The organism is Curtobacterium sp. MCBA15_016 (genome assembly GCF_001865105.1).
Lineage (GTDB): Bacteria > Actinomycetota > Actinomycetes > Actinomycetales > Microbacteriaceae > Curtobacterium.
The window spans coordinates 103,055-112,326 of record NZ_MJGR01000024.1 but is presented as its reverse complement, the minus strand read 5'-3'; the positions used below and the strand labels follow the sequence as shown (position 1 = coordinate 112,326).

Sequence of the window (9,272 nt, the reverse complement as noted above, 5' to 3'; positions counted from 1 at the left end):
GCACCGCGCCTCCCGTCCCTGCGTCAGCGCGCTCAGGCGCTGAGCGTCGCGAAGGCGGACCGGTGCCAGACCAGCGGGCTGTGCGCGAAGTCCGACATGAGTCCGAGGACCCGGAGCACGACGATGTCGTGGTCACCCGCCGGGTAGGTGTGCTCGACGGCGCACTCGAGCCAGATCGGAGCGCCCTCGAGGAAGACCGACCCCGACTCGGACACCGTCGTGTCGACGCCGACGAACCGGACCGACTTGTCCTTCGACGCGAGCTGCCGGGTGACCTGCGCGTGCCCCTCGCCGAGGATCGAGACCCCGATCGTGCCGGCCGCACGCAGCACCGGCCACGTCGACGACGTGTGCTGCACCGCGAACATCACGAGCGGGGGGTCCTGCGACACCCCCACGGTGAAGGACGAGGCGACGAGCACGGTGGGCTCGTCGTCGACGACGGCGGCGAGCGCCGCGACCCCGCAGGGGAAGCCGGAGAACGCCTGACGGAGGGCACCGAGGTCGGGGGCCTCGGGCGAGTAGGGGCTGATCATGAGCGGGTTCCTTCCTGGAGGCTCGCGGTCGCGCCGAGGACGACGTCGCGCCACCGGGCGAGCCAGACCTCGGTCGATGCGGGCTCGGAGTACTGCTTGTCGTTGAGGTACAGGGCCGGAGCCGGGACGGTCGCACCGAGCTCGACGAGCACGGGCTTGAGGAAGACCTCGGGGGCGAGGGCGTGCGCGGGGCCGGCGCCGAGCATGAGCGGGACGGCGACGACACCGGCGAGGCCGTCCCCGGTGGCGAACTGGTCGAGGAAGAGCTTGAGGACGCCGGTGTAGGTCGCCTTGAACGTGGGCGAGGCGACGACGACGAGGTCGGACGCGGCGACGGTGCGCACCGTTTCCGACACCGCGTCGTCGCCCCAGCCGAGCAGGCCCGGGCCGAGGTCGATCACGTCGACGACGTGGTCGGGTGCCCGACCGGTGAGGCGCTCGAGCACGACCGTGGCCGCGTCGAGCGTCCGCGATGCCGGCTTGGGGTTGCCGGCGACGACGGTGGTGATCATCGATCTGCTCCTGCGGTCGGGAACGGTGTGCGACTGCAGTCCATCCGCCGTTCGTTTCGCCTCCGTGGCGCGCCCGTATCGGGTGGGTTACGCCAGGGGGCGCCGGATGCCACGGCGGGGAATGCCCTGGTCAGCGGGTGCCGCTCCGGGCGGGTCCGTCGCATTCCGCCAGCGGGGTCCGCTCGGCCGACCGCCGACTTGTGAGAGACGCGTTACCGGAAGTCGGCGCGATTGCTTCCGGGGTGTTTCGCCCGGGCGGCGCCGCCGCACGGACGCGCGGATCCGCACCGCTCCGGGGTGGGGCGGCGGGATCGCCCGCCCCGGAACGGCGCGGCGCGGCGGCTCGTCGACGCCGTGGTGCCGGTGGCCTAACACCGGCGAAACAAACGCCTAACAGGACCGTTACCGCCGGGCACCCGCTGGCGGCCCGCAGCCCGTTACATTCGCATCAGCCCCACCGGAGCGGCCCCGTCACCCCGACGCATCGCCCCCGGCGGAGCGCTCTCCCACACCCCGAAGTGACCGACGCCCCTCGTCGTCACGCCCACCCCGCGCCGCGGGGTGTTCGGCGTACCCGCAGCACCGGCAGCACCCGCACCCGTCACCCGTCCCCGCACCACGTCCTGGAGGTCCTCGACCGATGTCGTCCCCCGCACCCACCCGAACGCGGCTCGCACGTCCCGCGCTCCTGGCCGCCGCACTCAGCGGTGTGCTGTTCCTGTCCGCCTGCTCCGCCACCTCGACGGCCTCGACCGACTCGTCCGACGACTCCGCCGGGGTCGAGCACGCCACCAGCCAGATCACGGCGGCGAGCGTCGACCCGGAGTTCACCTTCGAGGGCAAGCCGTTCGACATGTCGAAGATCGCGGGCAAGACGATCTTCAACATCCCGAACTCGTCCGCCGTGCCGTTCATCGTGTCCGTCGACGAGGCCGGGCAGCAGCTCGCCGAGGAGTACGGCGCGAAGTGGATCGAGTACACGAACCAGGGCACGCCGACCGAGCAGTCCGCCGGCATCGACCAGGCGATCAGCCGGAAGGCCGACATCATCGTCCTCGCGCAGGGCGTCAACGGCGAGCTCATCGTCCCGGCGCTCAAGCGTGCGAAGGCCGCCGGCATCCCGGTGCTCATCAGCCACACGTACCAGACGGGAGAGGCGCTCCCCGACCAGCTGCAGGACCTCGTCGCCGCCCAGGTGACCGCGCCCTTCCACGAGGCCGCGAAGCTCAACGCCGACTGGGCCATCAAGGAGACGAAGGGCGCGGGTGACGTGCTCATCATCACCTCGTCCGAGGTCCCGCCGTCGGACGGCATCGTCAAGGCGATGCAGGAGGAGTTCGACGAGTACTGCTCGGGCTGCAAGGTGAAGGTGACGAACGTGCCGGTCGCCGACTGGGCGACGAAGATCTCGTCGACCGTCCAGTCCGCGATCCAGTCCGACCCGAACCTCGACTACGTCCTGCCCGTCTACGACTCGATGGCCCTCTTCGTCGAGGCCGGGGTGACGGCGGCCGGCAAGACCGGTCAGGTCTTCACGTCCTCGTACAACGGCACGCCCGCAGTGATGAAGATCCTGCAGGAGGGCAACGTCATGACGATGGACATCGGCGAGAACATGGAGTGGCTCGCCTACGCCACGCTCGACCAGGCCGGTCGCGTCCTGACCGACACCCCGATCATCGAGGACGGCGACGAGAAGACCCCGCTCAAGGTGTTCACGAAGGACAACGTCGACGAGGCGGGTACCCCGCCCGCGCCGAGCAAGGGCTACGGCGACGCGTACAAGACCGGGTACGAGGAGATCTGGGGTCCGGCGAAGTGAGCGCCACCCGGGAGGCACGGCGCAGCCCCGCAGCGTCCGCTGCGGTCGTCGAGGCCGGTGCGACCACCGCGCCGGTCCTGCGGATCAGCGGGCTCACCAAGCGGTTCGGCGGACTGACCGCGCTCGACGACGTCGAACTCGAGGTCCGTCCGGGCCAGGTGCACGCGCTGCTCGGCGAGAACGGTTCCGGCAAGTCGACCCTCATCAAGATCCTGTCCGGCACCTACGCGCCGGACCCGGGAGCGACGATCGAGGTCCGCGGCTCCCGGCTCCCGCTGCCGGTGCCTCCCGGGTACTTCCGCCGCGTCGGCATCAGCTTCGTCCACCAGGACCTGGCCCTCGTGCCGTCGCTCGGGGTGACCGAGAACCTCCGGCTCGCCACCGTCGTCGCCGGCCGTGGTCCGTTCGTCCGCTGGGGCGCCGAGCACCGGGCGGCCGCGGAGCTCTTCGCCCGCTACGGCGTGGACATCGACCCGCGGGCCCGGATCGAGGAGCTGACCGACACGCAGAAGGCGCTCGTCGCGATCCTGCGGGCCGTCGCCGAGCTGGGCGACGACCGGGCGCTCATCGTCCTCGACGAACCGACCGTGTTCCTGCCGAAGGAGGACGCGGACCTGCTCTTCCGCGTCGTCAAGGACCTCGTGTCCGACGGCCGCACGTCGGCCCTCCTCGTGTCGCACGACATGTCCGAGGTCCTCGAGCACGCCGACCGCGTGACGGTCCTCCGGGCCGGTCGGGTCCAGGCGCACCGGGACACCGCGACCACGACCGCGGACGAGCTCGTCTCGCTCATCGTCGGACGCGGGCTCGACGGCGCGGCCGCACGCAGTGCCCGCCCCGCCACCACGGGCGACGCGGTCGTGACGGTCCGGGACCTCCGGGCCGGTGTCGTCGACGGGCTCTCGTTCGACGTCGCGGACGGCGAGGTCGTCGGCATCACCGGGCTCGCCGGCTCGGGCGTCGAGGACGTGCTTCCAGGCCTGTACGGCGCCCGGGCGGCGACCGGGACCCTCACGGTCCGGGACGCCACGGTCGACCTCGGCGCCACCAGCCCGGCGACCTCGATCGCCCGCGGGGTCGTCTACGTCCCCGCCGACCGCAAGCGCGAGGGCGGTGCCCTGACCCTGTCCGTCGAGCAGAACGTGACCCTGCCCGTCCTCGGGAAGCTCCGCGGACTGCTCGGGCTCTCGCCGGCACGGGAACGGTCGCACGTCGAGGGCCTCGTCCGCGACTGGGACGTCCGTCCCGCCGACCCCTCCGCGCTCTTCGGCACGCTCTCCGGCGGCAACCAGCAGAAGGCCGTCCTCGCGAAGTGGATGCAGGACGACCCGCGGCTCGTGCTGCTCCAGGAGCCGACGCAGGGCATCGACGTCGGCGCCCGTGCGGCGATCTTCTCGATGCTCCGCCGGACCGCCGACCAGGGCGTCTCGATCGTCTGCGCCTCCACCGACTACGACCAGCTCGCCCAGATGTGCGACCGGGTCGTGGTCCTCGCCCACGGCCGCGTCCACGACGTGCTCACCGGCGACCGGATCGACCGCGACGTCATCGCGGCGGCCGTCGTCGCCAGCCTCGTCGATCCCGCTCCCTCCTCCCCCGACTCCTCCCCCGTCAAGGAGACCGCCTGATGTCCACCACCGCCGAACCCGCCCTCGAGACGTCGATCGTCCGCCCCACCCGCCCGCGCTTCTCGTGGGGGCACACCGAGCGCTACGCCCTGCTCGGCGCCTGGCTCGTCATCGTGATCGCGTTCAGCATCGCGCTCCCCGACACCTACCCGACCCTGGGGAACCTGCAGAACATCCTCGGGTCCCAGTCGGTACTGCTCATCCTGGCGCTCGGCTTCCTGTTCCCCCTGACCGCGGGTGAGTTCGACCTGTCCGGCGCCTCGACGATGTCGCTCTCCGCCATGACGATCGCCGTCCTCAACGCCAAGATGGACATCCCGCTGCTGCCGGCGATCCTGGTCGGCCTGGCGATCGGCGTGGTCGTCGGCCTGGTGAACGGCCTGCTCACGGTCGCGTTCCGGATCGACTCGTTCATCGTGACGCTCGGCACCTCGACGTTCATGATCGGGATCATCCAGTGGATGAGCGCGTCCTCGTCGGTGACCGGCATCGACCCGGCGCTCGTCCAGGCGACCGTCGGGTGGCGCGGGCTCGCCGGACTGCCCCTGGCGTTCGTCTACGGCCTGATCGCCACCGTGGTCGTCCTCATCGTCCTGAGTGCCACGCCGGTCGGTCGACGGCTGCTGTTCGTGGGCACCGGTCGCACGGTCGCCGAGCTCTCCGGCCTGAACGTCCGCCGGCTCCGCGTCGGCGCGTTCGTCGGCGCGGGCCTCACCGCCGCGGTGGCCGGGGTCGTCTACGCCGGCACGCTCGGCGGGGCGGACCCCTCGAGTGGGCAGTCGTTCCTGCTCCCCGCGTTCGCCGCCTGCTACCTCGGGGCCACCGCGATCATCCCCGGGCGATTCAACGCCATCGGCACCTTCATCGCCGTCTACTTCCTGTTCTCCGGCGTCGTCGGGCTCCAGATGCTCGGCGCCGACAACTTCGTCCAGCAGCTCTTCTACGGCGGTGCGCTCATCGTCGCCGTCGCGGTCTCCCAGACGATCCGACGGCATTCCGTCGCGAGCGCCGCCAAAGCCGCCGCCAAGCAGTCCTGACCCTCCTCCACACACAGAAAGCGAGTCCCCCATGGACATCGGAGTCTTCATCCCGATCGGCAGCAACGGCTGGCTCATCTCCACCACCTCGCCGCAGTACAAGCCCTCGTTCGACCTCAACCTCGAGATCGTGCAGAAGGCCGAGTCGTACGGCTTCGACTTCGCCCTGTCGATGATCAAGCTGCGCGGCTTCGGCGGCCCGAGCGGGTTCTGGGACGAGAACCTCGAGTCCTTCACCCTGATGGCCGGCCTCGCTGCCCGGACGGAGCGCATCCGCCTGTTCGCCACCACGGCCGTCCTCACGATCCCGCCGGCGATCGCCGCACGCATGGCCGCCACGATCGACTCGATCTCGCACGGGCGCTTCGGGCTGAACCTCGTCGCCGGGTGGCAGAAGGCGGAGTACGACCAGATGGGGCTCTGGCCGGGCGACGAGGTGCACTTCAAGCGTCGGTACGCCTACCAGACCGAGTACATGCAGGTCATGAAGGAGCTGTGGGAGGACGGCGTCAGCAACTTCCAGGGCGAGTACTTCCAGATGGACGACTGCCGGATGCTGCCGAAGCCGACGTCGCACATCCCGATCGTCTCGGCCGGGCAGTCCTCGCAGGGCATGGCGTTCGCGGCGGAGTACTCCGACTACAACTTCTCGATGGGCGTCGGCGTGAACACCCCGACCGCGTACGCCGAGCAGAACGAGGCGCTCCTCGCCGCGCGGGAGAAGACCGGGCGCGACGTCGGCTCGTACGTGCTGTTCATGGTCATCGCCGACGAGACCGACGAGGCCGCGCAGGAGAAGTGGCAGCGCTACAGCGACGGCGTGGACGTCGAGGCCATCGCCTGGATGACCGGGCAGGCGCTCACCGACACGAACGGTGAGGACGGCAACACGGCGAAGCGGATCTCGCTGCCGGAGGGTGCCGTGAACATGAACATGGGCACGCTCGTCGGCTCCTACGAGCACGTCGCGGCGATGCTCGACGAGGCCGCCGACGTCGCGGGCACGAAGGGCATCATGCTCGTGTTCGACGACTTCCTGCAGGGCATGGACGACTTCGGCACCCGCATCCAGCCGCTCATGCGCACCCGCGAGGGCGTCGTGTCGTCGGCGCCCGCCGTCACCCCGAGCGCGGTCACCGCATGACGGCCGGCAGCACGGCGCCGACCCTCGAGGTCGCGGTCGTCCAGGCCGGGCAGATCCCCGCCGACGGCGACGCCGCGCTCGACGGCCTCATCGCGCTGTTCGAGCAGGCCGCCGAGGGCGCCGACCTCGTCGTCTTCCCCGAGCTCACCACGACGCCGTACTTCTGCGGCGTCCGGAACGACAGCCGCAAGGCCTGGGCGCAGCCCGTGCCCGGTCCGGCGACGGCCCGGTTCGCCGAGGCCGCGCGCCGACTCGGCACGGCGGTCGTCTTCGGCCTCTACGAGGACGCCGGCGACGCGCAGTACAACAGCGCGGTGCTCATCGACGCCGACGGCACCCTCGTCCACGGCACCGACGTGCACGGCGACCGCGTGCCGGCGTACCGGAAGACGTCGATCCCGACGAACGCGATCTCCGACGTCGACGAGAAGCACTACTTCGCGCCGGGGTCGGGGCCGGTCGTGTTCGACGCGCTCGGCACCCGCTTCGGCATGCTCATCTGCTACGACCGGAGCTTCCCCGAGTACTGGCTCGCATCGCGTGCGGCCGGCGCCGAGGTGATGCTCGTGCTCGTCTCCTCGATGGGGTTCCGCGAGACGCTCTTCACGCAGGAGCTGCAGGTCCGCGCCCTCGAGACGCAGACCTGGGTCGTCGCCCCGAACCGCGGCGGCGAGGAGACCGTGGACGGCAAGACCGTGAGCTACTTCGGCCGCTCGTCGGTCGTGTCGCCCCGCGGCGAGCTCGTGGTCTCCGCCCCGGCGCACGAGGCCGGCCCGATCGTCCGGGCGACGCTCGACGTCGCCGAGGTGGCCGCGGCACGCGACGACTTCCCACTCGGCCGGGACCGGCAGCCCGGGGTGTTCCGGTACCTCGCGGACGCCCACGCCGCGGCGGTGCCGGCGTGACGGACGTGTTCGCGGTCGTGCGCGGGACGATCGCGCCCCAGCTGGAGCAGGCGCTGCACGACAGCCGTGCGAACCCCCTCCCGGCCGCCCCGTCGTCCCTGCCGGCGGAGCCGAGCCACAGCCACGCACTGTTCGCCCGGCTCCTCGCGGCGGCGGTCGACGCGGCACCGACGCCGGCAGCACCGGTCGCCCCCGGTCCGGCGTCCACGGTGTCCACGGCTGCGACGGCGTCCGACCCCGCAGCGGCGAGCGTCACCGAGCTCCTCGCGGCCTACCGCGACGGTTCCACCACCCCCACCGCCGTCGTCGGAGCCCTCGCCCCGCACTGGACGAGCGACGACGTGTGGTCCGACGCCGTCCTCCGCCTGGTCGACGGTGCCGAGCAGGCAGCGGCCGAGTCGACCCGGCGCTGGGCCGCGGGCGAGGCCCGTGCGCTCGAGGGCGTGCCGTTCGCAGTGAAGGACATCATCGACGTCGCCAGCACGGTCGTCACGAGCGGCTCGCTGCAGACCGGCGACCGCGTGGCCCCCGCCGACGCCACCGTGGTCGCCCGGCTCCGTGCGGCCGGGGCGATCCCGGTGTTCACGGCCGCGACGACCGAGTTCGCCTGCGGCGGCCCGCACAACGCCCGGTACGGCGCCGTGCGGAACCCGTGGGACCCCGAGCGCTGGACGGGCGGGTCGTCGACCGGCTCCGGTTCCGCCCTCGCCGCACGCATCGTCCCGCTCGCGCTCGGGTCGGACACCGGCGGATCGATCCGGGTGCCGTCGGCGCTGTGCGGGACGACCGGCATCAAGCCGACGTACGGCCTCGTCCCGCGCACGGGCGTCGCGAGCCTGTCGTGGACGCTCGACCACGTCGGACCGATGGCCCGCACCGCCGAGGACCTCGCGCTCGTGCTCGCCGTGATCGCCGGTGGCGACGGGCAGGACCCCACGACGCACACCGCGGTCCCGCTCGTCGAGGCGGCACCGGGACGGATCGCGGGGATGCGCATCGGCGTGCCCCGGGTCTGGTTCACCGAGCGGGTGGACCGTGCGGTGCTCGACGCGCACGCGGCCGCGGTCGACCGGTTCGCGGCACTCGGGGCCGAGATCGTGCCGATCGAGTTCGACGACCTCGAGGCGATCGACGCCGAGTGCTGGACCGTCTTCTACGGCGAACTGGCGGCCAACCAGGAGGCCAACGCCGCCACCGCCGACCTGTTCGACGCCGGCACCCGGGCGCGGTTCGACGTCGCGTTCACGCCGACTGCCGCGGACTACCTCCGGTCCCTCCGACGCCGTCCGCTCGTGCAGGCCGCGATGGTCGCACGGATGGACGAGGCCGGGGTCGACGTCGTCCTCACGCCGGGGATCGGTGCCACGGCGCCCCGACTCGACGACCTCACCATGACGGTCGACGGCGTGCCGTACAACCTGCACGACGTGATCCCCCGGAACACCCGGGTCTTCGACTACGTCGGCTTCCCGGCGCTCATGATGCCCGCCGGGACCGCGCCGGACGGTCTGCCGGTCGGCGTGCAGCTCGTCGCACGCCCGTGGGACGACCGACTCGTCCTGTCCGCCGCCGCCGCGTTCCAGGAGGTCACCGACCACCACCACCGGGTGCCGCCGGCATCCGCCACGAGAGGGTCGACCGATCAGTAACCGCACCACGGACGAGGACGGCGCCCGCCGACGCGCGTG

Annotated in this window: 8 protein-coding genes; 6 read left to right on the top strand and 2 right to left on the bottom strand. The window is 71.8% G+C overall.

Going from position 1 to position 9,272, the window contains the following annotated elements:
• Positions 1-32: 32 nt before the first annotated feature.
• Positions 33-536 carry a flavin reductase family protein gene (locus tag BIV03_RS11035; protein WP_070418022.1) on the bottom strand — a complete coding sequence of 168 codons (504 nt, stop codon included), beginning with the start codon at positions 534-536 and terminating at the stop codon, positions 33-35.
• On the bottom strand, positions 533-1,048 hold the full coding sequence (locus BIV03_RS11030) for an NADPH-dependent FMN reductase (RefSeq protein ID WP_071295730.1): 516 nt from the start codon (positions 1,046-1,048) through the stop codon (positions 533-535). The genes BIV03_RS11035 and BIV03_RS11030 overlap by 4 nt, the downstream gene beginning before the upstream one ends.
• 640 nt (positions 1,049-1,688) lie before the next feature.
• On the opposite strand from BIV03_RS11030, the gene BIV03_RS11025 reads away from it, so the two are divergent.
• From BIV03_RS11025 to BIV03_RS11000, 6 genes are read left to right on the top strand one after another with little or no spacing between them, the layout of a single operon-like run.
• The gene (locus tag BIV03_RS11025) at positions 1,689-2,870 is read left to right on the top strand and encodes a sugar ABC transporter substrate-binding protein (protein WP_071295729.1); all 1,182 of its coding nucleotides are present in this window, start codon (positions 1,689-1,691) and stop codon (positions 2,868-2,870) included.
• Positions 2,867-4,498, top strand: coding sequence for a sugar ABC transporter ATP-binding protein (locus tag BIV03_RS11020; protein ID WP_071295728.1), 1,632 nt, complete (start codon positions 2,867-2,869; stop codon positions 4,496-4,498). Before BIV03_RS11025 ends, BIV03_RS11020 begins: the two co-directional genes overlap by 4 nt.
• On the top strand, positions 4,498-5,535 hold the full coding sequence (locus BIV03_RS11015) for an ABC transporter permease (protein WP_070418018.1): 1,038 nt from the start codon (positions 4,498-4,500) through the stop codon (positions 5,533-5,535). Before BIV03_RS11020 ends, BIV03_RS11015 begins: the two co-directional genes overlap by 1 nt.
• A gap of 31 nt (positions 5,536-5,566) precedes the next feature.
• Positions 5,567-6,679, top strand: coding sequence for a pyrimidine utilization protein A (rutA, locus tag BIV03_RS11010; protein WP_071295727.1), 1,113 nt, complete (start codon positions 5,567-5,569; stop codon positions 6,677-6,679).
• A complete protein-coding gene (locus BIV03_RS11005) occupies positions 6,676-7,584 on the top strand; it encodes a carbon-nitrogen hydrolase family protein (protein ID WP_071295726.1) in 909 nt (302 codons plus the stop codon). The genes rutA and BIV03_RS11005 overlap by 4 nt, the downstream gene beginning before the upstream one ends.
• Positions 7,581-9,233, top strand: a complete 1,653-nt coding sequence (locus BIV03_RS11000; protein ID WP_071295725.1) for an amidase — start codon at positions 7,581-7,583, stop codon at positions 9,231-9,233. The genes BIV03_RS11005 and BIV03_RS11000 overlap by 4 nt, the downstream gene beginning before the upstream one ends.
• Positions 9,234-9,272: the final 39 nt, after the last annotated feature.

What these genes read in the sequence shown, in the direction of transcription:
- BIV03_RS11015 (WP_070418018.1), top strand. Translation starts at nt 4,498, where the DNA reads ATGTCCACCACCGCCGAACCCGCCCTCGAGACGTCGATCGTCCGCCCC.
- BIV03_RS11035 (WP_070418022.1), bottom strand. Translation starts at nt 536, where the DNA reads ATGATCAGCCCCTACTCGCCCGAGGCCCCCGACCTCGGTGCCCTCCGT.
- BIV03_RS11005 (WP_071295726.1), top strand. Translation starts at nt 6,676, where the DNA reads ATGACGGCCGGCAGCACGGCGCCGACCCTCGAGGTCGCGGTCGTCCAG.
- BIV03_RS11025 (WP_071295729.1), top strand. Translation starts at nt 1,689, where the DNA reads ATGTCGTCCCCCGCACCCACCCGAACGCGGCTCGCACGTCCCGCGCTC.
- BIV03_RS11030 (WP_071295730.1), bottom strand. Translation starts at nt 1,048, where the DNA reads ATGATCACCACCGTCGTCGCCGGCAACCCCAAGCCGGCATCGCGGACG.
- rutA (WP_071295727.1), top strand. Translation starts at nt 5,567, where the DNA reads ATGGACATCGGAGTCTTCATCCCGATCGGCAGCAACGGCTGGCTCATC.